18 protein-coding genes are annotated in these 21,379 nt (G+C 65.5%); 3 read left to right on the top strand and 15 right to left on the bottom strand.

The window, feature by feature from the left end; translation table 11 throughout:
- The first annotated feature begins 48 nt into the window (after nucleotides 1-48).
- Both mfd and RS027_RS02255 read left to right on the top strand, forming a co-directional pair.
- Nucleotides 49-3,498 (top strand): transcription-repair coupling factor, encoded by a 3,450-nt coding sequence (gene mfd, locus RS027_RS02250; RefSeq protein WP_311953368.1) that lies wholly within the window; start codon nucleotides 49-51, stop codon nucleotides 3,496-3,498.
- 18 nt (nucleotides 3,499-3,516) lie between these two features.
- Nucleotides 3,517-4,740, top strand: a complete 1,224-nt coding sequence (locus RS027_RS02255; protein WP_311953371.1) for a L,D-transpeptidase family protein — start codon at nucleotides 3,517-3,519, stop codon at nucleotides 4,738-4,740.
- 120 nt (nucleotides 4,741-4,860) lie between these two features.
- Here the strand turns inward: RS027_RS02255 and RS027_RS02260 are convergent, their stop codons facing one another.
- The 4 genes from RS027_RS02260 to topA all read right to left on the bottom strand — a co-directional run bounded on the left by RS027_RS02260 (nucleotide 4,861) and on the right by topA (nucleotide 9,260).
- Nucleotides 4,861-5,124, bottom strand: coding sequence for an Lpp/OprI family alanine-zipper lipoprotein (locus tag RS027_RS02260; RefSeq protein WP_311882243.1), 264 nt, complete (start codon nucleotides 5,122-5,124; stop codon nucleotides 4,861-4,863).
- A gap of 220 nt (nucleotides 5,125-5,344) precedes the next feature.
- Nucleotides 5,345-5,977, bottom strand: a complete 633-nt coding sequence (locus RS027_RS02265; protein ID WP_311953374.1) for a L,D-transpeptidase family protein — start codon at nucleotides 5,975-5,977, stop codon at nucleotides 5,345-5,347.
- 49 nt (nucleotides 5,978-6,026) lie between these two features.
- Nucleotides 6,027-6,491, bottom strand: a complete 465-nt coding sequence (locus RS027_RS02270; RefSeq protein WP_311953377.1) for a 2-hydroxyacyl-CoA dehydratase — start codon at nucleotides 6,489-6,491, stop codon at nucleotides 6,027-6,029.
- 138 nt (nucleotides 6,492-6,629) lie between these two features.
- Nucleotides 6,630-9,260 carry a type I DNA topoisomerase gene (topA, locus tag RS027_RS02275; protein ID WP_311953380.1) on the bottom strand — a complete coding sequence of 877 codons (2,631 nt, stop codon included), beginning with the start codon at nucleotides 9,258-9,260 and terminating at the stop codon, nucleotides 6,630-6,632.
- A 284-nt stretch (nucleotides 9,261-9,544) separates the two neighbouring features.
- On the opposite strand from topA, the gene lipA reads away from it, so the two are divergent.
- Nucleotides 9,545-10,612, top strand: coding sequence for a lipoyl synthase (gene lipA, locus RS027_RS02280; RefSeq protein ID WP_311953382.1), 1,068 nt, complete (start codon nucleotides 9,545-9,547; stop codon nucleotides 10,610-10,612).
- Between the two features lie 129 nt (nucleotides 10,613-10,741).
- On the opposite strand, the gene lipB is transcribed toward lipA, so the two are convergent.
- The 11 genes from lipB to RS027_RS02335 all read right to left on the bottom strand — a co-directional run bounded on the left by lipB (nucleotide 10,742) and on the right by RS027_RS02335 (nucleotide 21,303).
- Nucleotides 10,742-11,425, bottom strand: coding sequence for a lipoyl(octanoyl) transferase LipB (gene lipB / locus RS027_RS02285; protein ID WP_311953384.1), 684 nt, complete (start codon nucleotides 11,423-11,425; stop codon nucleotides 10,742-10,744).
- Between the two features lies 1 nt (nucleotide 11,426).
- The gene (locus RS027_RS02290; protein ID WP_311953386.1) at nucleotides 11,427-11,738 is read right to left on the bottom strand and encodes an HP0495 family protein; all 312 of its coding nucleotides are present in this window, start codon (nucleotides 11,736-11,738) and stop codon (nucleotides 11,427-11,429) included.
- Nucleotides 11,739-11,793: 55 nt separating this feature from the next.
- Nucleotides 11,794-13,038 carry a D-alanyl-D-alanine carboxypeptidase family protein gene (locus RS027_RS02295; protein ID WP_311953389.1) on the bottom strand — a complete coding sequence of 415 codons (1,245 nt, stop codon included), beginning with the start codon at nucleotides 13,036-13,038 and terminating at the stop codon, nucleotides 11,794-11,796.
- Nucleotides 13,039-13,110: 72 nt separating this feature from the next.
- The gene (locus tag RS027_RS02300; protein WP_311953392.1) at nucleotides 13,111-14,130 is read right to left on the bottom strand and encodes a septal ring lytic transglycosylase RlpA family protein; all 1,020 of its coding nucleotides are present in this window, start codon (nucleotides 14,128-14,130) and stop codon (nucleotides 13,111-13,113) included.
- Nucleotides 14,127-15,191, bottom strand: a complete 1,065-nt coding sequence (gene mltB / locus RS027_RS02305; RefSeq protein ID WP_311953394.1) for a lytic murein transglycosylase B — start codon at nucleotides 15,189-15,191, stop codon at nucleotides 14,127-14,129. Before mltB ends, RS027_RS02300 begins: the two co-directional genes overlap by 4 nt.
- A 56-nt stretch (nucleotides 15,192-15,247) precedes the next feature.
- Nucleotides 15,248-16,408 carry a rod shape-determining protein RodA gene (rodA, locus tag RS027_RS02310; protein WP_311953397.1) on the bottom strand — a complete coding sequence of 387 codons (1,161 nt, stop codon included), beginning with the start codon at nucleotides 16,406-16,408 and terminating at the stop codon, nucleotides 15,248-15,250.
- 2 nt (nucleotides 16,409-16,410) lie between these two features.
- Nucleotides 16,411-18,276: a penicillin-binding protein 2 gene (mrdA, locus tag RS027_RS02315; RefSeq protein ID WP_311953400.1), complete on the bottom strand. Its 1,866-nt coding sequence runs from the start codon at nucleotides 18,274-18,276 to the stop codon at nucleotides 16,411-16,413.
- A 93-nt stretch (nucleotides 18,277-18,369) separates the two neighbouring features.
- Nucleotides 18,370-18,837: a 23S rRNA (pseudouridine(1915)-N(3))-methyltransferase RlmH gene (gene rlmH, locus RS027_RS02320; RefSeq protein WP_311953402.1), complete on the bottom strand. Its 468-nt coding sequence runs from the start codon at nucleotides 18,835-18,837 to the stop codon at nucleotides 18,370-18,372.
- Entirely contained in the window at nucleotides 18,834-19,217 is a 384-nt protein-coding gene (rsfS, locus tag RS027_RS02325; RefSeq protein ID WP_311953405.1) for a ribosome silencing factor, read from the bottom strand. Before rsfS ends, rlmH begins: the two co-directional genes overlap by 4 nt.
- A gap of 100 nt (nucleotides 19,218-19,317) precedes the next feature.
- Nucleotides 19,318-19,995, bottom strand: coding sequence for a nicotinate-nucleotide adenylyltransferase (gene nadD, locus RS027_RS02330; protein WP_311953408.1), 678 nt, complete (start codon nucleotides 19,993-19,995; stop codon nucleotides 19,318-19,320).
- Nucleotides 19,996-20,016: 21 nt separating this feature from the next.
- Nucleotides 20,017-21,303, bottom strand: coding sequence for a glutamate-5-semialdehyde dehydrogenase (locus RS027_RS02335; protein WP_311953411.1), 1,287 nt, complete (start codon nucleotides 21,301-21,303; stop codon nucleotides 20,017-20,019).
- Between the last annotated feature and the right edge of the window lie 76 nt (nucleotides 21,304-21,379).

Here is a 21,379-nt window from a genome sequence, read left to right on the forward strand (position 1 = left end):
GATCGGAGCTTTCTTTTTTCCGCGTCAACTCGCCAACCGATATCGACTATGCCGACTTTTTCACTGCTCGAACCGCCAACTCCCCGGGGCACCCGCGATACGCTGTTCTGGACATCGCCGCCGGGCAGCGCCGCTGCCCTGGCGCTGGCCCGGGCAGCCGGGCAGGCCCCCTTGCTGGTCATCACGCCAAGCACCGCCAGCGCCCAGCGCCTGGAACAGACGCTGGCCTTTTACAGCGACGTGCCGGTGCTGCCCTTCCCCGACTGGGAAACGCTGCCCTACGATAGCTTCTCCCCGCACCAGGATATCGTCTCGGCGAGGCTGCGCACCCTGCGCAGGCTCCAGGACGGCGTGCACGGCATTGTGCTGGTGCCGATCAACACCCTGATGCAGCGGCTGCCGCCGGTGGACTACATCGCCGGGAGGGTGTTGACCCTGGCCGCCGGCGACACCCTGGACCGCGAGCAGCTGCGCGAGTCGCTGACCCGGGGCGGCTATCGCGCGGTGGAAACCGTCTTCGAGCCCGGCGAGTACGCCATTCGCGGCGCGCTGATCGACCTTTACGCCATGGGCATGGAGCAGCCCGTACGCATTGACCTGTTCGACGACGAAATCGACACCCTGCGCTATTTTGACCCCGGCACCCAGCGCTCCAGCGAAAAAGTGGAGCGGGTGGAGCTGCTCCCGGCCCATGAATACCCGCTGTCGCGCAGCGCCATTGCCCGTTTTCGCGAGCAGTTCGAAACCCTGTTCGACGTCGACCCGCGCCAGTGCCCGCTGTACAACGACGCGCTCAAGGCCATTCCCTCCCCCGGGCTCGAGCAGTACCTGCCGCTGTTTTTCGAGCAGACCGCGTCGCTGTTCGATCACCTGACGGACGACACTCGCGTGGCCCTGCTCCCCGACGTATTTCACGCCGCCGAGCAGCACTGGGAGGCCATCGAGGCGCGCTACGCCAACCTCGGCGTGGACCCCACGCGCCCGCTCCTGCCGCCCCATCGGGCGTTCTGGCCGGTGAGCGACATCTTTGCCGCGGTCAAGCAGCGCCCGCGCATCGAGCTCACCGACGACGGCGAACACCGCCACGCCCGGGCGCCGGATGCGCTGGCGCTGCCCGACGTCGCCATCAACGCCCGCAGCCACACGCCGCTGGCAGCGCTTGCGCACTTCCTTGACCAGCATCCGGACACGCGCATCCTCTTTGTCGCCGAGTCCCGGGGGCGGCGCGAAGCGCTGGAAGAGCTGCTCGCCCCGCTTTCATTGGCGCTGCCCCACGTCGAGGGCTTTAACGCTTTTCTCAGCGGTGACGCGCCGTATGCCCTGACCGAGGGGCAGGTGGATGCCGGCCTGTGGCTGGGCGCGCCGGATATTCTGGTTCTGACCGAAACCGAACTGTTCGGCGACGTCGTGCGCCAGAGCCGACGCCGGGAAAAAGCCACCGACGACGACGATTTCGCCGTCCACCACCTGTCCGAGCTCAAGGCCGGCGCGCCGGTGGTGCACCAGGCCCACGGGGTGGGCCGCTACCTGGGGCTGGAAGCGCTTGAGGCCGGCGGCCAGGCCAGCGAGTTTCTCGCCCTGGAATACGCCGGCGGCGCCAAGCTTTACGTACCGGTGGACAACCTTCACCTGATCTCGCGCTACAGCGGCGTCGACGACGAGCTGGCCCCGCTGCACAAGCTGGGCTCGGAGCAGTGGGACAAGGCGCGCAAGAAAGCCGCCGAGAAGATCCGCGACACCGCCGCCGAGCTGCTCGACATCTACGCCCGCCGCGAAGCCCAGCAGGGCGTGGTTTACGACGCCCCGGACAGCGACTATCAGCGCTTTGCCGCCAGCTTCCCGTTCGAGGAAACGCCCGACCAGGAAGCCGCCATTAACGCCGTGGTCAACGACCTGACCGCGCCCCAGCCCATGGACCGGGTGATCTGCGGCGACGTCGGCTTCGGCAAGACCGAGGTGGCCATGCGCGCGGCGTTTCTCGCCGTGCAGTCCGGCCGCCAGGTGGTCGTGCTGGTGCCCACCACCCTGCTCGCCCGCCAGCACTTTGAAAACTTTCGCGACCGCTTTGCCGATACCGCCGTCACCCTCGGCCTGCTATCGCGCTTCACCGGCGGCAAAGGCGCCTCTGAGGCGCTGGAGAAAGTCACAAGCGGCCAGACCGATATCGTCATCGGCACCCACAAGCTGCTGTCGAAAAGCGTCGATCTGCCCCACATGGGGCTTTTGATCATCGACGAGGAGCACCGCTTCGGCGTCGCGCAGAAGGAAAAGCTCAAGACCCTGCGCGCCGAAATCGACATCCTCACGCTCACCGCCACGCCCATTCCGCGCACGCTCAACATGGCCATGAGCGGCATTCGTGATCTGTCGATCATCGCTACGCCGCCGGCACGGCGGCTGTCGGTGAAGACGTTTGTCCAGCAGCGCGCCGACGGCGTGATCAAGGAGGCGCTGCTGCGCGAGATACTGCGCGGCGGCCAGGTGTATTTCCTTCACAACGAAGTCAAGACCATCGACACCGCCGCGGAGAAAATCCGCGAACTGGTGCCCGACGCCCGGGTAGCGGTGGCCCACGGCCAGCTCCCCGAGCGCAGCCTGGAGCGGGTCATGTCGGACTTCTACCACCGCCGCTTCAACGTGCTGGTGTGCTCGACCATCATCGAAAGCGGCATCGATGTGCCCAGCGCCAACACCATTGTGATCGAGCGCGCCGACAAGTTCGGTCTCGCCCAGCTGCACCAGCTACGCGGGCGCGTGGGCCGCAGCCACCACCAGGCCTACGCCTACCTGCTCACCCCGCCGCCCAAGGCCATGACCCGGGATGCGGTCAAGCGGCTCGAGGCCATCAGCGCCTCGGACGACCTGGGGGCGGGCTTCACGCTTGCCAGCCACGACATGGAGATTCGCGGCGCCGGCGAGCTTTTGGGCGACGAGCAGAGCGGCCAGATGGAAACCATCGGCTACACCCTCTATATGGAAATGCTCGACCGCGCGGTGAAAGCCATTCGCGCCGGCAAAACACCCAACCTCGAGGCGCCGTTTGACAGCGGCGTCGACATCAGCCTGAACCTTCCGGCGCTGATCCCCGACGACTATATCCACGACGTGCAGCAGCGTCTGGTCATGTACAAGCGAATTGCCAACGCCCAGGGCGACGACGAGCTCAGGGAGCTTCAGGTAGAGCTCATCGACCGCTTTGGGCTGCTGCCCGCGCCGCTCAAGCACTTAATCCGCCAGACCCGGCTGCGCCAGCGCGCCGAGCCGCTGGGCATCAGCCGCCTGGAAGCCGGCGAGACGCGCGGTCGGATCATCTTTGCCGCCGACACTCGGGTCGACCCGATGACGCTGGTCAGCCTCATTCAGCAGGCGCCGGACAAGTACCGCCTGGACGGCTCTGATACCCTGCGCTTCACGCTGCCCATGGAAAGCGTGGAGGCACGCTTTGAACAGGTCGAAGCCCTGCTGCACACCCTTAACCAGAAACCCCCAGCCCCCTGAGACGTATAAGGACATGACATGAGCGCCAACGCTGCCCATCGACGTTTGACCAAGACGCCTGCCGTCACGCTGCTGGCCGCCGCCATCAGCGCCGCCTGCCTGACCCTGCCCGCCACCGCCACGGCGGCCTCGCTCCAAAAGGCGAGCGCCGAGAACGACAAGGCCGACAGCCAGTCGGCTTCTACGCTACTGGAAAACGCCCGCGCCCTGACGGCCAAAAGCAAGGCGTCGAGCGCCGACCAGACGTCCGCCGACGAAGCGCCGGCTGCCGCCCCCAACGACCTGCCCCGGGGGCAGTTCCACATCCCCGACGAAGGCGACGTGGTCGGCAAGCATTACACGGTCACCGTCAAGGATCAGGAGCAGACGCTGGTCGACATTGCCCGCCAGCACAACATCGGCTACGAAGAGATGCGCATGGCCAACCCCGGCGTCAGCCTCTGGGTGCCCGGCGAGGGAACCGAAGTCAATCTTCCCAGCCGCTATATTCTTCCCGACGTCAAGCGCGAAGGCATTGTCATCAACCTCTCCGAGCTGCGCCTTTACTACTACCCGGCGGACAAGCCAAACATCGTCGAGACCTATCCGGTCAGCGTCGGCCGTGATGAATTCGCAACCCCCGTCGGCGTGACCAAAACCACGGTCAAGGTCAAGGATCCGGCCTGGGCGCCGCCGGCCTCCATGCGCCGGGAAGCCGCCGAGCGCGGCGACCCCGCCCCCAAGGTGGTGCCCGCAGGCCCGGACAACCCCCTGGGCCGCCACGCCATTCTGCTGGGCCTGCCAAGCTATTTGATCCACGGCACCAACCGCCCCGAAGGCGTGGGCATGCGTGTCAGCCGCGGCTGCATCCGCATGTACCCCGAAGACATCGAGTCGCTTTATAAGCGGCTTCCGGGCAGCACCCGAGTCAACATCATCGACGCGCCGTTCAAGGCCGGCCTGGACAGCGACGGCAGCCTGCTGGTGCAGTCCTTCCCTCAGCTGGAAGAAAACAGCGGTGATTTCGAGCCGCTGCTCAACGCCCTGGAAATCATCGAGGCGAAAACCGGCGAACAGGGGGTCGAGGTCGACTACAAGCGCGTCAAACAGGCCATTGAAGAGCCCAACGGCAGCATCCTGGCGCTTTCCGGCCCCCAGGCCGAAGCCTCCCGTGAAGGCGATGAAAACCGCAACACCGCTACCCTGCTGAAAAATCTCCAGCTAAAATCCCAGCCCGCCGACAAAGACGACGACGGCGAATAAATCCGCGCTGTCCAGATAACAAAAAACCCTGCCGAGGCAGGGTTTTTTGTGCTATGTAAAAGCAGCCGCAAAGGACGTTGGCCCTTTAAGAACGTCGGCCCCTTGCGGTTTCCATGCGTCTTACTTCTGCATGGAGCGCTCAAACATGCGGTTCATTTCTTCACGGTTCTTCTCAGACATCTGCAGTGCGGCACGTGCGTCACGCTGCGCCTGCTTGGCAGTGTTCATCGCCTGAGACGCAGTGCTCTGCGCTTCAGCGGCATCAGCCTGAGCGGATTCTGCCGTGGTGCGAACTTCTTCCAGCGCGCTGGTAGAAGCACAGCCGGCCAGAATAGCCAGAGAAGCGGCAGCGGCAGACATTTTCAGGGTCGTCTTCAGAGTCATAGTGTTCTCCTTGAATCTTCCTTGGTGCTACATTAATGAATCGGCAGGCATAAGGCTAAAGCCCTTATGCATGCTTGTCCACCTGCAATTTGCAGGTTTACTGCAGCGACATATGCCGCGAAGCACAGACGCGAAACGCTGTTGTATTATAGCCAACAACGTTTGTCTAGCATCCTATGTTCAAATACTGAAACTTTGAACAATCTTCGACAACAACACCTTAGCGAATAACGATGCGGGTGCCAATGCCAACCAGCTCTTCCAGCTGTTCGATTTGGGTATCGGTCATGGCCACGCAGCCCTGGGTCCAGTTCATGCGCCGGTGGACCTCGGGGTCGGCCTCTCCCAGCCCGTGCAGGCCGATGGCGCCGCCCAGCACGGTATCCTGGGGCGGCGTCCCGTAGCGGCGGTAGTGATCGAAATACGCCTGGTAGTCCTCGCGGGAATAAAGCCCGGTGCGCAGGGCCATACGCGCGTGGTCGGGCGTCGGGTAGTCCACGCCCATGAACAGGTGCCAGCGGCTGTCGAAATTGAAACGGTTGACGCGAAACTCGCCCCTGGGGGTCACGCTACCGCCGCTGATGCGCTGGTTATCCGCCCCGCCGCGCCCCAGCGATACCGGTGCAAAATGCTCGATACGCTCGCGACCGCGATAAACGTCGAGCGACAGCTTACGACCGTCTACCAGCACCCAGACCTCGCCGGGAAAGCGCGGATGCATCGCCTCTTCCAGCTGCTGTTCGACCAGATCGATAAAGGCGATTTTGGCCAGGAAACCGGCGCTGGCCGGGGCGGCCTGAAAGGCCAGAAAGGCTGCGGTACCGGCCAGAAAACGGCGACGATCCAGAGGCATAGGGCATACTCTTGTCAGGAAAAAATGCGGGACGGGCCGGTACCCTCAGCTAAATATCGCTAAAATCCTCAAACTGCGAGACAATGCGGCGCACCTCGGCCTCGTGGCCTTCGGCCAGCGAGTTGAAGAACTCTTCCTCGGCAGGAATCACGGCCTTTTTTGCGCGGTACTCATAAAGCTCCTGCAGCGCGTTGTGCGCTTCCGTCGAGGTCTGCAGGGCCGCTTCGATGCTGTCATAAGTGGCGTACTGTGTCAGGCGCTCAAGCCCCGGCGGCTGGGGGAAGTCGGCCGGGTCGTCAAACCAGGTGTTGAGCACTTCCTGATGGGCGGAGCCTTCGTCCAGGGTATCTTCCAGCCCGGATTTCATGCGCAGCTCCTGGCTTGCCAGGTAATCCAGCGCTATTTGCAGGCGTTCGCTTTCCGCATCCTTGGCCCGGTCGCCGAACTGACGAGCCATCCGCCCGTGAAAGTCGGCCGCCCAGGCGATCAGATCGCGTACTTGGTTATAGCGCATATACCTCTCCTTTTTAGGCTTTGGTCACGCCACCTGTGTGACCTTGACAGCATGCCACGGGGTCACCGCTCGCTGCACGCCGCAGAAGACGTTGGCACGGCCTCCGGTGGAGCCAGCGTGCCCGGCGCCGCCCGGGCGTTACTTCTTGCGTTTGTCTTCTACCTGCCACTTGCCCTCATCAAAGGTGGCTTTCCACCCCGTGGCCTTGCCGTTTTCGTCGGTCATGACGAACTGGGCCTTGTTCTTGCGCGAAAAGCGAATCTGCGCCGGCCGCCCGTCAGGATCTTCGCTGGGCGCGTCGAGAATGAAGCGGTATTTCTCCGGCAGCTCGTCGGCGTGGGCCTTGAGCTCCTTGACCAGAGGCGGGCGCGTCTCGCGGTTCTTGGGGAACTTGCTCGCCGCCAGAAACAGCCCGCTGGCGCCGTCGCGGAGCACATAGTGGTCGTCGACCTTCTGGCAGGCAAGCTCCGGCATGGGAATCGGGTCCATCTTCGGCGGCGCCACCTCGCCGCTGCGCAGCAGCTTGCGGGTGTTCTTGCACTCGCTGTTGGTGCAGCCGAAGTACTTGCCAAAGCGCCCGGACTTGAGCTGCATCTCGTGACCGCACTTGTCGCACTCGATGACCGGCCCGTCGTAGCCCTTGATCTTGAACTTGCCGCTTTCGATCTCGTAGCCGCCGCAGTCGGGGCTGTTACCGCAGATATGCAGCTTGCGCGTCTCGTCGATGAGATAGCTGTCCATGGCGGTTTCGCACCGCGGGCAGCGGCGCTTGGCGCGCAGGGCGTTGGTTTCGGCATCGGCGCCGGCATCGGCGGCGACGGCCTCTTCGCCGGGGATCAGGTCAATGGTGGTCTTGCAGCGCTCCTTGGGCGGCAGGTTATAGCCGCTGCAGCCCAGAAACACCCCGGTAGAGGCGGTACGGATCTGCATGTGGCGCCCGCACTGGGGGCACTCGATATCCGTGGGCACCGGCTGGTTGGGGCGCATGCCGTCTTCGCTTTCGGCCTGGGCCAGCTCGTCGCGGAACTCGTGGTAGAAGGTATCCAGCAGCGCCCGCCAGCTGCGCTCGCCCTCGGCGACGTCGTCCAACCCGTCTTCCATGCGCGCGGTAAAGGAGTAGTCCATGAGATCAGGGAACGACTCCTTGAGCCGCTCGGTGACGATATCGCCGAGCTTTTCGGCGTAGAAGCGGCGGTTTTCCAGCTTGACGTAGCCGCGGTCCTGGATCGTCGAGATAATCGCCGCGTAGGTCGACGGCCGGCCGATACCCTGCTTCTCCAGCTCCTTGACCAGCGCGGCTTCGGTATAGCGCGCCGGCGGCTTGGTGAAGTGCTGCTGGGGATCCAGGGCGTCGAGGGTCATCGGCGTGCCTTCGGCAAGGTCGGGCAGGCGCTGGTCCTCATTCTTGCCCGAGGGCTTCATGACCCGGGTATAGCCGTCAAACTTCAGCACCCGGCCCTTGGCGCGCAGCTCATAGCCGTCAACGTCAATGCTCAGGGTGCTGGAAAGGTACTCGGCCGGGGTCATCTGACAGGCCACGAACTGGCGCCAAATGAGCTCGTAAAGGCGCTCGGCGTCGCGCTCCATGCTGGCAAGGTCGCCCGCCCGGGTTTCGACGTTGGACGGGCGGATGGCCTCGTGGGCCTCCTGGGCGCTTTCCTTGCTGGCATAGCGGTTGGGCGCTTCCGGCAGGTAGCGCTTGCCGTATTCCTCGCCGATGAAGCCCCGCGCGCTCTCCACCGCGTCGTTGGACAGATTGGTGGAGTCGGTACGCATATAGGTGATGTAGCCCGCCTCGTAAAGACGCTGGGCCATGGTCATGGTCTTTTTCACCGAAAAGCCCAGCCGCCCGCTTGCCGCCTGCTGCAGCGTCGAGGTGATAAAGGGGGCGTTGGGCTTTGAGCGCGTGGGCTTGTCTTCCCGGGCGGTAATCGCCAGGTCAGCGCCTTTCAGCCCGGCAATGCGCTCGAGGGTCTCGGCTTCGGCGGTGGGGCGAAACGCCTGGCCGTTCTGGCGCGCCAGCACAAAGCGCACGGCCTCGCCCTCGGGCGTAACCAGGTCGGCGTGAACGTCCCAGAACTCTTCGGGAATAAAGGCGCGGATTTCGCGCTCGCGCTCGACGATCAGCCGCATAGCCACCGACTGCACCCGCCCGGCCGACAGCCCCCGGGCCACCTTGGCCCAGAGCAGCGGCGAGAGCATGAAGCCCACCACGCGGTCGAGAAAGCGCCGCGCCTGCTGGGCCTCCACCCGGGGGATGTTCAGCGAGCCGGGGGCCTTGAACGCGTCCTGGATGGCGTTTTTGGTGATCTCGTTGAACACCACGCGCTTGTAGCGGTCGTCGTCGCCGCCAATGGCCTCGCGCAGGTGCCAGGCAATGGCTTCGCCCTCGCGGTCCAAATCCGTTGCCAGATAGACCGCGTCGGCGTCGGCGGCGAGCTTTTTCAGCTCGGCCACCACCTTTTCCTTGCCCGGCAGCGTTTCGTAATGCGCCTCCCAGCCGTTATCCGGATCAATGCCCATGCGCCGAATCAGCTGGGTATGCGCCTTGCGCTTTTTATGCGCCGCCTTTTCTTCTGCGGACATCTTGCGGGTCAACGCCGCCTGACGCGCCCGCTCCTTGGGGTCCACAGCGGTTTTACTCGAGCCGCTGGTCGGCAGGTCACGGATATGACCCACGCTCGACTTGACGATGAAATCGCGGCCGAGATATTTGTTGATCGTTTTCGCCTTGGCCGGCGACTCAACGATGACCAGTGACTTGCCCATAGTGCTCCACTTAAATGCTGTGCCGACAAAAAACGGCAGTTGAACAGGCGTATCGCGCTGTCTGGCACTTTTTGCGCGAGTGAAAAAATGCGCCTACCCTAACCCACGCCCAACAGAAGCGCTAGCCCGGCCAGAGCTATCCAGGGCTCTCGCCGCTGGAAATATCCTGCGCGCCGCTAACCATGTTACATTGGGCGTATTTACCGACGCATCCATTGACGTGCTGACGCCCCACGAGATCCGGTGGCATGGCCCGTCATCGCACAGTAGAGGCTCTTTCAGTCATGAGCAACGATACCTTGCAGCGCGTGCAAAGCGGCGAAAAATTTCGCAACGATCGCGGCATGTCAGTCATCAAGGACGGGATCAAGCAGCGCAAGGCGGCGGTGGAAGCCGAGCCCGATGCCTCGCTCGAGCGCAAGCCCAAGTGGCTGCGCGCCCGCATCCCCGGCGGCGAACGCTTTGAGGCGGTGAAGAAAAACGTCGCCAAGCACGGCCTGAGCACCGTCTGCGCCGAGTCCCACTGCCCCAACCTGGGCGAGTGCTGGAGCAACGGTACCGCCACCATCATGCTCATGGGGTCGGTATGCACCCGCGCCTGCCGCTTCTGCGCGGTGGATACCGGCAACCCCCAGGGCTGGCTGGACAAGGACGAGCCCGCCAACACCGCCAACTCGGTGGAGCTGATGGGGCTGCGCTATATCGTTTTGACCTCGGTGGACCGCGACGATCTTGACGACGGCGGCGCCGGCCACTACGCCAGCTGCATCAGCGCGATCAAGGAGCGCACCCCCGAGGTGGTGGTCGAGGCCCTGACCCCGGACTTCGACGCCGATCCCGCCGCCATCGAGCGGGTGGTGGACTCGGGCCTTGAAGTATTTGCCCAGAACGTCGAAACCGTCGAGCGCCTGACCTCCCGGGTGCGCGACCCCCGCGCCGGCTACCGCAAGACGCTGGACGTGCTGGCCCACGCCAAGCGCTACCGCCCGCAGACCATCACCAAGACCAGCATCATGCTGGGGCTTGGCGAGACCGACGAGGAAATCCTGCAGACGTTCGACGACCTGCGCGAGATCGGCGTGGACATCGTCACTCTTGGCCAGTACCTGCGCCCGACGAAAAACCACCTGCCGGTGGAGCGCTGGGTCACCCCGGAAGAGTTCGAGAACTATCGCCAGCTGGGGCTTGCCAAGGGCTTCATGGAAGTGCCCTCCGGCCCGCTGGTGCGCTCGAGCTACCGCGCCGACCGGGTGTTCGAGAAAAACAACCTGGGGCTTGCCTCTCCCGCCGCGGTGCCCGGCCAGGAAACCGGCGGCGACGATAACCTGATTCCGGTACAGAGCGTCAGCTAAGCCGCCCGCTACGTACGCACAGCTCGCACTCACAAAACACGCACGCACAAAAAAGCCGCCGTATCCACGGCGGCTTTTTTCATCCATGACGCCATGCGTTAGCGCTAGACGTTATAACGATACGGGGCGTTATTTACACACGGGTGCCAGCTCGCGTCCGATGCGCGCCGCCAGCGCCCGGGCCAGCTGCTCACCGACGCTTTCCACGCTCATCTTTTCCCCGTGTTCCACATCTTCCCTGTGCTCGATCAGCGAAGCCAGCCGCGCCATGGGCATGCCGGCATGGCCGCAGGGGTTGATGCGCGAGAACGGCGCCAGGTCGCCGTCGACGTTCAGCGCCACGCCGTGGTAGCTCGATCCGCGACGGATGCGCAGACCCAGCGAGGCAATCTTGGCCTCTTCCCCACTGTCGAGGATTACGTAAACCCCCGGGGCATCGGGTCGCGCACGCGCGGCAACGGCATATTCTGCCAGCACGTCGATCACCGCGTTTTCCATGGCCGTCACCAGCGCCCGCACGCCAAGCCCTGCCCGGCGCACGTCGATCAGCGGGTACAGCACCACCTGGCCGGGGCCGTGGTAAGTGACCTGGCCGCCGCGGTCGGTCTGGACCACGGGGATATCCCCGGGCATCAGCACGTGCTCGGGCCTGCCCGCCTGGCCCTGGGTAAACACCGGCTCGTGCTCGACCAGCCAGAACTGATCCGCCGCTTGGGCATCCCGGGTCTCGGTCAGCTCGCGCATCGCCTGCCACACGGGCAGGTACGGACGCCGCCCCAGACAATGCAGCTCGATCGCCACCGGAGCGCCCACGCTACACCACCATATGCACGCGGCCGGTGGCCTTGAGCTCCTCGAACAGCGCCTTCAGCTGCGCCTCGCCGGTGGCCCGAATGCTCAGGCGCACCGACTGAAAGCGGCCGTTGCGGCTGTCGATCACCCGGATGTCGGCGGCGTTGAAGTCCGGCGCATGGCGCTTGATCACCGCGCACACAGCGGCGGCAAAATCCTCCGCTGCATCGCCGACCACCTTGATCGGATAGTCACACGGAAACGTGATCTCGGGCGCTTTCTGCGTCGCGGTCTCGCGCATATCGCGAAACGCCCGGTTGCTGCCTGACTGCATGTCTCCCCCTGCTTGCTCATCGTGAACGTCCGGGCGGACGGGCCGCCCCAAAGGCTCAGTCGGTAAAGCGGCTCAGCAGGCCGCTGAAGAAGCGCTTGACCTGGTCCATCAGGCGTTTGAAAAACCCGCCTTCCTCGACGTCTTCAAGGGCGACCATGGCGCGCGTACCGACGACCTTGTCGCCCAGGGTCACCTCGAGCGTACCCACTTCATCACCCATGGCAATGGGGGCGCTTAAGTCATGTTCCAGGTTCAGCCGGGCGCGCAGCTCCTCGCTGCGGTTGCGCGGCAGGGTCATGTTGACTTCGCTGTCCACGCCCACGCGCACCTTGTCGATCTCGCCGCCCCAGACCCGGGGCGAGGCCAGCACCGCGCCGCGCTCGTACAGATGCTTGGTTTCATAAAAGCGAAAGCCGTAGCTCAAAAGCTTCTGGGTTTCCTGAACCCGGGCCTCTTCCGACTTGGTGCCCATGACCACCGCGATCAGGCGCATGTCCTCGCGCTTGGCCGAGGACACCAGGCAGTACCCGGCGGCGTCGGTCCAGCCGGTCTTCAGCCCGTCGGCCGACGGGTCGCGCCACAGCAGGCGGTTGCGGTTGGGCTGCTCGATCCCGCCGTAGGTAAAGCTGCGCTCGGAGTACATTTTATAGTGCTCCGGATAGTCATTGACGATGTGGCGGGTCAGCCGCGCCAGATCATGCGCGCTGGAATAGTGCCCTTCCACCGGTAGCCCAGTGGCGTTTTTGAAATGGGTGTTCTCCATGTCCAGGCGGGAGGCGTGCTGGTTCATCAGATCGGCGAACTGTGCCTCGCCGCCGGCCAGGTGCTCCGCCATGGCAACGCTTGCGTCGTTGCCCGAGACGATGACGATGCCGTGCAGGAGCTTTTCCACGGGCACCTGATTGCCCACTTCGATGAACATCTTCGAGCCGCCGGTACGCCAGGCCTTTTCGCTGACGTTGACTTTATCATCGGGCTCGATGGAGCCCTGGTTGAGCTCGCGCTCGACCAGATACGCGGTCATCAGCTTGGTCAGGCTCGCCGGCGGCAGACGCTTGTCGGCGTTTTGCCGGGCGAGAATATGGCCGCTGTTGGCATCCATCAAAATCCACGAGCTGGCGGCCAGCTGCGGCGCGGCGGGAATGAGGGTCTGCGGTTGCGGCACCGCCTGGGCGCTGGCCGACACCGGCGCCAGGGTCACCACAGCCGCCGCCACCAGGCCAAGCGCCGCCGCCCGCAGGCGGCGCACCAGGCGCCCGGAGGGGGCGGCGGAAGAAGAGTCTGCGAACAACGCTTTCATCACATGATTTCTCTTTTGAAACATTCAATAACGGCAAGGCGCGCACTATACGCCGCTTGCGTCCGGGGCGCATTATCGCACGATAAACGCCCGGGGAAAGCCCGCCCGGCGCAGCGCATCGCGAAGCGCGCTCTCATCGTTCCCGGCGGTGACCGGCCCAACCTGGACCCGGTAAATACCGTCGCCCCGGGCAATGCGTACGTCCTCCCCAAGCTCGCCTTCCAGGCGGCGCTTGAGCTTTTGCGCCCCCGGGCGGCTTTCCAGCGCCGCCACCTGCCAGTAGGCGCCGCTCCCCGCGGCCGCCGGCCCGGCACTATCGGCCTGGGCCTGCCTTGCCGGCGACCGTTTGGCCGGCGCTGGCTGGCTCGACGCCTTTTTCGCCGTTGCCTTATTCGCTGCTGCCTCGGGCGCGGCCTTTCCTTGCTGCGCGAGCCACTGTTTGGGGTCGATGGCCTCTACCCTGACCCTTCCGGTGCCGTCATCGGTGATCCCAAGCCTTGAGGCCGCCGCGTAAGACAGGTCGATGACGCGCTCACTGTGAAACGGCCCGCGGTCGTTGACCCGCACGATCACGGACTTGTCCGCCCCCTCCCGCGTTACTCGGGCAAACGTCGGCAGCGGCAGCGAGCGGTGGGCCGCGCTCATCCGGTACATGTCGTAGATCTCGCCGCTGGACGTGGCGTAGCCGTGAAATTTCTTGCCGTACCAGGAGGCGGTACCGGTTTTGCTGTAGCCCCGGGCATCGGGCAGCACCCGATAGTTTTTACCCCACACCGTGTAGCTTGAGCGGTTACCCACCTGGGAGCGCGGCTCGACGCGCGGCACGGCATCGGGAACGTCGGAGACGTCCGGCGGGTCCAGCGGGTAGGCGTCGGCGCTCATGGCGTAGCGCCCGCCGCTATCGGCCTTGGCGCTCTTGTCGGCAGCGGCCGCCGCGCTTTTGCCGGCCTCGTCCGATGCGGAGCGCGAGCTCTGGCCGGCGCAGCCGGCAAGCGTCAGCAGCGCACAGGCAATACCGGCGCACACAAGAAGCCTGGGGGGCACGGCCGCGGGCCATACGGCGAAGCGTAGTACGGCAAAGCGTGATCTCATGCCGGGTCCTCGTCCTGATGGGATGACTGGGCGTCAGCGGCAATGGCCCGGGCAAGCTCGGCCACTGCCATGGCGTAAAGGTGACTGTGGTTATAGCGCGTGATCACGTAGAAATTGTATCCACCCAGCCGGTACGTGGCCGACCCCTCCTCGGCGGCCAGGCGCAGCGGCACGACCGGCGCCTGGGCGTTATCGGCCAGGCTTTCAAGCGTACGCCCCAACGGGTAGACGCCGGCCGCAACGGCCTCGCCAAGCGTGGTTTCCGGGCGCGACGTCTGATTCAATGCCAGGCCCTCGGGGGGCGCCTCTGGCCCCAGCGCCGGCTGGTAGACGGCTTCGCCCCGGCGCCAGCCGTGCTCGGCAAAGTAGTTGGCGACGCTGCCGATGGCATCTGCCGGGTTATGCCAGAGATCGCGCTGACCGTCGTCGTCAAAGTCGATGGCGTAGGCGTCATAGCTGGTGGGGATAAACTGCGGGTAGCCCATGGCGCCGGCGTAGGAGCCGAGCAGGCTTTGCGGGTCCATGTCCTGCTCGTAGGCCAGGCGCAGAAACGCCGCCAGCTCACCGCGAAAGAAGTCGCCGCGCTCGGGGTGCTCAAACGCCAGCGTGGCCAGCGAATCCAGCACCCGGTGCTCGCCCTTGTGGCGCCCGTAGTAGGTTTCAACGCCGATGATGGCGGTGATAACTTCCGGCGGCACGCCGTAGGTTGCCTGAGCCCGCTCCAGCGCTTCGCGGTGGCGCTCCATGAACCGAGCCCCCTGCTCGATGCGCTCGGCGGTGAAAAATATCGCTCGGTACTCGGGCCACTCCAGATGCCGCTCGACGGCGCCGGACATGGCGTCCAGCACCTCTTCGCTGGCATTGGCCTTGGCCAGCGCCTTTACGAGAAAGTCCCGGGGCAGGCCCTCGTCGCTGAGCTCGTCCACCAGCGCCGCGGCGTCGGAGCCGGTCTTTTCCGGATCAAAGTCCGGGGCGGCGGCGGCAGTAGATGCCGCCCCCAGCAGGCCAAGCGCCAGCAGGGCCGGCATGAGCCACCGCGGCCGGGAGGCTGTCTTCCACATGGTTATCTCCTGAAAACGGCGGATTGTGGCGATAGCGTCGCTATGTCCCGGGCCGGTCAGCGCGGCAGCAGCCGCCGGTGGGCATGGACCGACATGAGAATACCGAACCCCGCCAGCAGGGTCACGCTCGAGGTGCCGCCGTAGCTGATCAGCGGTAGCGGCACCCCCACCACGGGCAGAATGCCGCTGACCATGCCGACGTTGACGAACACGTAAATGAAAAACGTCAGGATGACGCTGCCGGCCACCAGCCGGCCGAAGGTATCCTGAACGGCGGCGGCCAGCCACAGCCCCCGGCACACAATGACAAAATACAGCGCCAGCAGCGCGGTCATCCCTACCAGGCCGAACTCTTCGCCCAGCACGGCGACGATAAAGTCGGTGTGGCGCTCGGGCAGAAACTCCAGCTGCGACTGGGTGCCCTCAAACCAGCCCTTGCCCTTAAGGCCGCCGCTGCCGATGGCCGTGGTCGACTGGATGATGTTCCAGCCGGACCCCAGCGGATCGCTTTCGGGGTTCAAAAACGTCAGCACCCGCTGGCGCTGGTAGTTTTGCAGATTGATCCATAAAAGCGGCAGCGCGGCCCCGGCCAGCAGCAGGAAAAAGCCAATCAGCCGCCAGGAAAGCCCCGCCAGCAGCACCACGATCAGCGCCGCGCTGGTAACCAGCAGCGACGTGCCCAGGTCCGGCTGCATGGCGATGAGCACCACCGGCAGGCCGATCAATACGGCGGCGACGAACAGGTGGGGCAGGCGCGGCGGAAGGCCGGTGCGGCTTAAGTAGGCCGCCACCATCAGCGGGGTGGCAAGCTTCATCATTTCCGAGGGCTGAAAGCGCACGACGCCGGGGATTTCCAGCCAGCGCTGGGCGCCCATGCCGATATCCCCCACTAGCTCCACCGCAATCAGCATCACCACGCCCAGCCCGTAGGCCAACGGCGCCCAGCGATAAAAGGTGGCGGGCGGAAACTGCGCCAGCACCGCCATGACGGCAAACGCCACGACAAAGCGCAGGGCCTGCCCGGCGACCATGTCGGCGTGCCGGCCCGAGGCGCTGTACAGCACCAGGAGCCCGGCGCCCACCAGCGCCAGCAGCAGGACGAGCAGCCAGGGGTCCAGGTGCAGATTTTGCCACAGGCTCTTGCGCCGGGACATGCCGCTGTCCGGCGGGCGAACGGGGTAGCGGTTGAGCAAGCGTGAAAGCGTCGTCCAGGGCATGGCTAATCGTCCTCGCTGGGCATGTGGCCCTCATCGAGCAGCCAGGCATCGGTCATCGCCCGGGCCAGGTGGGCGGCGTGGGTACTGCCGCCGCCGGCATTTTCGACGATGACCGCCACGGCGATCTGGGGATCCTCGACCGGGGCAAAGGCAATGAACAGCGCGTGGTCGCGCAGTCGCTCGGCCAGCTCCTCGGCGTTATAGCGTTCGTCCCGGCCCAGCGAAAACACCTGGGCCGTCCCCGACTTGCCCGCCATGCGGTACTCAAGCCCCTTGCCGGTACGCCGGGCGGTGCCCTCGTGGCCGCTGAGGACTTTTTCCATGCCGCTGAACACCGTGTCCCAGCCGCTCGGGTTGGGCAGGTCAATGTCGTCGGGCGTGCCGGGGAGCTCGTCGGGCAGCGGCTCGTCGCCGACCTTGCTCGCCAGGTGCGGTTTCACCCAGTCGCCTTTGTTGGCAAGCGTGGCCGTGGCCGTAGCGAGCTGCAGTGGGGTCAGCTGCAAGTAGCCCTGGCCGATGCCCACCGAGAGCGTCTCGCCGGGGTACCAGGACTGGTTGTAGCGCTCGCGTTTCCACTCCCGGGACGGCAAAAGGCCGCTGCTTTCACCCTGGACGTCGTGGCCTACGCGCTGCCCCATGCCGAACGCTCCCAGCTGGCGCTCGAGCCTGTCGATGCCCAGATCGTGGGCCAGCGAGTAATAGTACGTGTTGTTGGACACCGCCAGCGAGCGCTCCATGTCGACCCGGCCGTGCCCCCAGCGCAGCCAGTTACGGTAGCGGCGCGAGTCGTTGGGCAGCTTAAAATAGCCCGGATCGTTGATGGTCTTGTTCGGCGTGATTACGCCTTCGCGCAGCCCGGCAACGGCGACAAAGGGCTTGATCGTCGATCCCGTGGGGTAGCGCCCGCGAATCGCGCGGTTAAACAGCGGCAGGTCGATGTCCTGCTGCAGCGCCTGGTAGGAGGCAACGTCGATCCCGGTCACAAAGCGGTTGCTGTCAAATCCGGGCGTTGATGCCAGCGCCAGGATGTCGCCGCTGTCGGGCTGGATAGCAACGATCGAGCCGCGCCGGCCGTCCAGCAGGTCGAACGCCAGCTGCTGCATGCCCGTATCCAGGGTCAGCGTGAGGTTTTTCCCCGGCACCGGGTCCTGGCGGCCCAGCTCGCGCAGCACCCGGCCTCGGGCGTTGGTTTCCACCTTGCGCAGCCCCGCCTGGCCGTGCAGCTGCTGTTCGTAAAATCGCTCGATGCCGGTCTTGCCGATAAAGTGCGTGCCGGCATAGCGCCCGGTATCCAGGTTCTTGAGCTCTTCGGCGTTGATCCGCCCGACGTAGCCAAGCGCGTGGGACATGATGTGGGCATGAGGGTAGTAGCGCAGCAGCTGGGCCTCGACTTCCACGCCGGGCAACCGGTGGCGGTTGACCGCCAGCCGGGCGATCTGCTCCTGGGTCAGATCGCTCATCAACAGCGCCGGCTGAAAGGGCCGCTGGCGCTGGCGCGAGCGCTTCTTGAACGCCTCGACGTCGTCGTCGGAAAGCTCCAGCAGCGTGACCAGCCGCTCGAGGGTCCGGTCCAGATCGTCGACCCGCTCGCGCACCATGGTCAGGTTATAGGTCGGGCGGTTTTCGGCCAGCAGCACGCCGTTGCGGTCGTACACCAGTCCCCGGGTCGGCGGCAGCGGCTCCACGCGCACGCGGTTGCTCTCCGAGCGGGTGCTGTACTTGTCGTGCTCGACGACCTGCAAGTAGACCAGCCGGCCGACCAGCAGCGAGGTCAGCGCGATCACCACCACCAGTGCCAGCAGCGCCCGCCGGCGAAAGATCCGCAGCTCCTGCTCGGTATTTTTCAGCGTATCAAGGCGCGGTGGCATGGCAGCGGCTAACGGTTACATGAAGGCAAAACAATCGCGCGGACTCCCGGCTATTACGGTGGATCGGGCCGTGAACGCGCCGGCAGCACGGTCTCAGCGGTGGTACGGATGACCGACCATTAACGTCCAGGCGCGGTACAGCTGTTCGGCAAGGATCACCCGCACCAGCGGGTGCGGCAGGGTCAGCGGCGACAGCGACCAGGCGCTTTGGGCCCGAGCAGAGAGCGCCGGGTCAAGGCCGTCGGGGCCGCCCACCAGCAGCGCTACGTCGCGCCCCTGCATGCGCCAGTCCTCGGCCTGCCGGGAAAGCTGACGAGTGGTCCAGGGCTTGCCCGTGACTTCCAGCGCCACCAGGTGCTCGTCGCCTTTCAGGCGCTCGCCTATGCGCCGAGCCTCCTGCTCCCGAGCCCTGTCGGCCGGGGTGTTCTTGCCGCGCCGAGCCGGGGCGATTTCTTCCACTTCCAGGGCGAAGTCCCGGGGCAGACGCTTACGGTAGGTGGCAACGCCCTCTTCCACCCAGCCGGGCATCCGCGTGCCCACCGCCAGCAGGCGCAGCTTCATTGCCGACCGGCCTGCTCTTCCATCCGCTCGCGCAGCTGTTCGACGCCGCCTTCGGCGGGCAGGTCGGCCCACAGGCGCTCCAGGTCATAAAGCTCCCGGGCCTCGGGCAGCATGACGTGTACCACCACGTCGCCCAGATCCACCAGCACCCAGTCGGCGTTGCTGCCGCCTTCTACCCCGCGCGGCGCAAGCCCGCCGGCCTTGGCTTTTTCCACCACGTGCTGCGCCAGCGCCGAGACGTGGCGCGTCGAGGTGGCGCTGGCCACCATCATGACGTCGGTGACGTCGGTCAGTTCGGCCACGTCGATCGTGCTGATATCCCGGGCCTTGAGTTCTTCCAGCGCGTCAAGCGCCAGCTGCTTTAAGGTATCAATGTGCATGAGGGGTAACTGCCAACTCCGTTGGAAACCGTGTCAAAGCCGGCCATTGTAACGGCTTTAGGCGTGACTGCCAGCGCTATTCTGCCGCTCGGCGAGCGCTCTAGCGGTATAGCCGCCGGGCCACGGCGGCGCGCTCGACGGCCGCGGGCAAAAGATAGCGCACGCTTTGCCCCTGCTGCAGGCGGTTGCGTATGGCGGTGGCGGAAATGGCCATGCGCGACGGCAGCGTCAGGCGCAAAAGCCCGCCCCGGGGCGAGCGCATCAGGGCCTGCGCGTCTGCGACCTCGCGATGGCCGATGAGTTCCTCAAGCCGGGCAGACGGCTTAAGGGCGTGCCCCGGCCGGGCCATCACCACGATGTGCGCCAGCTCGAAAAGGCGCTCGGGGGCGTGCCAGTCGGCCAGCCGGGAAAAGGCGTCCTCCCCCAGCGCCATGACGAGACGCGCGGACGCTCCATACTCGTCACGCAGCTCCGCCAAGGTGTCAGCGCTGTAGGAGGGCCCCGTGCGCGAAAGCTCGCGGTCGTCGGCGTAAAGCCCGGGCGTATCGCCGATGCCCGCCTCAAGCAGCGCCAGGCGCTCTTCGGCCGCGACCTGGGGGCGCCCGCGAAGCGGCGGCTGAGGGGCGGGAATCATGTGCAGGCGGTCAAGCGCCAGCGCCTCGTGAAGCTCCACGGCGCTGCGCAAATGGCCCAGGTGCACCGGGTCGAAGGTGCCGCCGAGCATGCCGATGCGCGGTGCCTCGCCGGCGCTGGTAGCGCGGTCGGCCGCCTCAGACATGCCGGCACTCATTGGCGTCTCCTATTGACGAACATGGCCGTCGCCGAAAACGATGTACTTGCGCGTGGTAAGCCCCTCCAGGCCCACCGGCCCCCGGGCGTGGAGCTTGTCGGTGGAAATGCCGATCTCCGCGCCCAGCCCGTACTCGGCGCCGTCGGCAAAGCGGGTGGAGGCGTTGACCATCACCGAGCTTGAGTCCACCTCGGCCATGAACCGCCGCGCCAGGCTGTAGTCCTGGGTGACGATGGTGTCGGTATGCTGGGAGCCGTAGCGCTCGATGTGGGCCATGGCGTCATCGGCGCCGTCGACCACTTTAATCGCCAGCACCGGCGCCAGGTACTCTTCGCTCCAGTCGTCGTCGCTGGCCGGGGTAATGCGCGAAAGCACCTGGCGGGTGCGCTCGCAGCCGCGCAGCTCGACCTCGTACTCGGCAAAGCGCTCGGCCAGCGCCGGCAGCAGACGCTCGGCCACGGGAGCATCCACCAGCAGGGTTTCCAGGGTGTTGCAGGTACCGTAGCGCTGGGTCTTGGCGTTCACCGCAATGGCCAGCGCCTTGTCGACGTCGGCGGTGGCGTCCACGTAGACGTGGCAGACGCCGTCCAGGTGCTTGATCACCGGCACGCTGGCTTCTCGGGAGACCCGCGCGATCAGCGACTTGCCCCCGCGCGGGATGATCACGTCGACGAATTCGGGCATGCGGATCAGCTCGCCCACGGCGGCGCGGTCGGTGGTGGCGACTACCTGCACCGCGCCCGCGGGCAGCCCGGCGTCTTCCAGGCCGGCCTTGAGGCATTCGCTGAGCGCGGCGTTGGAGGAGCGAGCCTCGGAGCCGCCGCGCAGGATGCAGGCGTTGCCGGACTTCAGGCACAGGCTGGCGGCTTCGACGGTGACGTTGGGCCGGGACTCGAAGATGATGCCGATGACGCCCAGCGGCACGCGCATCTGCCCCACCTGAATGCCGCTGGGGCGGGCGCGCAGGCCGTCGACCTCGCCGACCGGATCGGGCAGCGCGGCCACCTGGCGAAGCCCTTCTATCATGGCGTTGATGCGCGCCTCGGTCAGCTCCAGGCGGTCCAGCAGCGCGGCGTCAAGCCCGGCATCGCGGCCGCGCTGCATGTCGTCGGCGTTGGCGGCAAGCACCGCCTCCCGGGCCTTGTCGAGCCGCTCGGCCATGGCCTCAAGCGCGCGGTTCTTGCGCCCGCTGTCGGCTCGCCTCAGGCCCTGTGCGGCTTCCCGGGCCGCCGTGCCCACCGCCTGCATATAAGCAGGAATGTCCGTCGTGTCAGATAACGCCGTGGAAACGCTCATGCCATGCTCCGTGTCAGTCAACGATCGTCGGTCACTTGTCAGTCTGCTTCAATGCAATTAGCTTTATAGCGTCAAC

Source organism: Halomonas garicola (genome assembly GCF_031935715.1).
Taxonomy (GTDB): domain Bacteria; phylum Pseudomonadota; class Gammaproteobacteria; order Pseudomonadales; family Halomonadaceae; genus Vreelandella; species Vreelandella garicola.

What these genes read in the sequence shown, in the direction of transcription:
- mfd (WP_311953368.1), top strand. Translation starts at nt 49, where the DNA reads ATGCCGACTTTTTCACTGCTCGAACCGCCAACTCCCCGGGGCACCCGC.
- RS027_RS02255 (WP_311953371.1), top strand. Translation starts at nt 3,517, where the DNA reads ATGAGCGCCAACGCTGCCCATCGACGTTTGACCAAGACGCCTGCCGTC.
- RS027_RS02260 (WP_311882243.1), bottom strand. Translation starts at nt 5,124, where the DNA reads ATGACTCTGAAGACGACCCTGAAAATGTCTGCCGCTGCCGCTTCTCTG.
- RS027_RS02265 (WP_311953374.1), bottom strand. Translation starts at nt 5,977, where the DNA reads ATGCCTCTGGATCGTCGCCGTTTTCTGGCCGGTACCGCAGCCTTTCTG.
- RS027_RS02270 (WP_311953377.1), bottom strand. Translation starts at nt 6,491, where the DNA reads ATGCGCTATAACCAAGTACGCGATCTGATCGCCTGGGCGGCCGACTTT.
- topA (WP_311953380.1), bottom strand. Translation starts at nt 9,260, where the DNA reads ATGGGCAAGTCACTGGTCATCGTTGAGTCGCCGGCCAAGGCGAAAACG.
- lipA (WP_311953382.1), top strand. Translation starts at nt 9,545, where the DNA reads ATGAGCAACGATACCTTGCAGCGCGTGCAAAGCGGCGAAAAATTTCGC.
- RS027_RS02290 (WP_311953386.1), bottom strand. Translation starts at nt 11,738, where the DNA reads ATGCAGTCAGGCAGCAACCGGGCGTTTCGCGATATGCGCGAGACCGCG.
- RS027_RS02295 (WP_311953389.1), bottom strand. Translation starts at nt 13,038, where the DNA reads ATGAAAGCGTTGTTCGCAGACTCTTCTTCCGCCGCCCCCTCCGGGCGC.
- RS027_RS02300 (WP_311953392.1), bottom strand. Translation starts at nt 14,130, where the DNA reads ATGAGATCACGCTTTGCCGTACTACGCTTCGCCGTATGGCCCGCGGCC.
- mltB (WP_311953394.1), bottom strand. Translation starts at nt 15,191, where the DNA reads ATGTGGAAGACAGCCTCCCGGCCGCGGTGGCTCATGCCGGCCCTGCTG.
- rodA (WP_311953397.1), bottom strand. Translation starts at nt 16,408, where the DNA reads ATGCCCTGGACGACGCTTTCACGCTTGCTCAACCGCTACCCCGTTCGC.
- mrdA (WP_311953400.1), bottom strand. Translation starts at nt 18,276, where the DNA reads ATGCCACCGCGCCTTGATACGCTGAAAAATACCGAGCAGGAGCTGCGG.
- rlmH (WP_311953402.1), bottom strand. Translation starts at nt 18,837, where the DNA reads ATGAAGCTGCGCCTGCTGGCGGTGGGCACGCGGATGCCCGGCTGGGTG.
- rsfS (WP_311953405.1), bottom strand. Translation starts at nt 19,217, where the DNA reads ATGCACATTGATACCTTAAAGCAGCTGGCGCTTGACGCGCTGGAAGAA.
- nadD (WP_311953408.1), bottom strand. Translation starts at nt 19,995, where the DNA reads ATGTCTGAGGCGGCCGACCGCGCTACCAGCGCCGGCGAGGCACCGCGC.
- RS027_RS02335 (WP_311953411.1), bottom strand. Translation starts at nt 21,303, where the DNA reads ATGAGCGTTTCCACGGCGTTATCTGACACGACGGACATTCCTGCTTAT.